An 887-nucleotide genomic window follows, 5' to 3' on the forward strand; every position below is an offset into this window, starting at 1 on the left:
TATTATTGCCTGAATGGTATAGTGTTACCTGTTTGGAGCATTTCCCCCACTTTTCCAGGAAGAACATTACGATGAATGTCATTCAGCCCCGCATGCTCTCTGTATTTGATTTTGACGGTACGTTAACGCGGCATGACAGCTTTATCCCTTTTCTGCGGTTTGCCTTTGGCAATCGAGCTTTTTCCCGTCGTATCGTCACCATGGCTCTTCCCACGTTACGCTGTATGGGGAAGAAGATGACACGTGATGAACTGAAAGAAATTCTCATCACAACCTTCCTTACTGGGGTTGACGAGAAATGGCTATCCAAAAATGCTGAGAAATTTTGCCAGGTCTACTGGAGTCGGCTTATGCGTCCTGCAGGCCTGATGGCCGTGGCGAATGAAGTGACTTCCGGCGCGGAAGTGACATTATGTTCTGCTTCACCAGAAATGGTACTCAGGCCATTTGCCGACAGGCTGGGCATCAAAGTGATAGGCACGCAGCTTGAGGTCAAAGAAGGGATACTTACCGGGCGTATCAGTGGGCATAACTGCCGGTGTAGCCAGAAAATTATCCGGCTGGAAAAAGAGTATGGTCCTCTGAAAGATTATCATCTGCGGGCATGGGGAGACACACGAGGGGATTACGAACTCCTGTCAGCTGCAACTGATCCACACTGGCGGCACTTCCATTCAACCTGGCGTCGGGGAAAAGTACCTTTCGAACTGACTATCCGGTAAATTATCGCCCCTTTCCGGGGCGAAGGCTCACAGAATACCCGCTATTTTTGCCTGCTCCAGCCAGTCTTTAAACTCTTCCAGCAGTTGCTCGTACAGTACCTCATCCTTCACCGTTGCGAAGTTATCGATGGCAAAGAAGTTGCTGTTATCGATTCGCCGATCGCT

Annotated in this window: 2 protein-coding genes; one reads left to right on the top strand and one right to left on the bottom strand. The window is 49.4% G+C overall.

Going from position 1 to position 887, the window contains the following annotated elements; genetic code table 11:
* The first annotated feature begins 71 nt into the window (after positions 1-71).
* The gene (locus KOSB73_RS27185; RefSeq protein WP_044348228.1) at positions 72-722 is read left to right on the top strand and encodes an HAD family hydrolase; all 651 of its coding nucleotides are present in this window, start codon (positions 72-74) and stop codon (positions 720-722) included.
* A 27-nt stretch (positions 723-749) separates the two neighbouring features.
* On the opposite strand, the gene KOSB73_RS27190 is transcribed toward KOSB73_RS27185, so the two are convergent.
* Entirely contained in the window at positions 750-875 is a 126-nt protein-coding gene (locus KOSB73_RS27190) for a VWA domain-containing protein (RefSeq protein WP_462937391.1), read from the bottom strand.
* Positions 876-887 lie beyond the last annotated feature (12 nt).

Origin of the sequence: Klebsiella grimontii (assembly GCF_900200035.1) — a bacterium.
Classification (GTDB): Bacteria; Pseudomonadota; Gammaproteobacteria; order Enterobacterales; family Enterobacteriaceae; genus Klebsiella; species Klebsiella grimontii.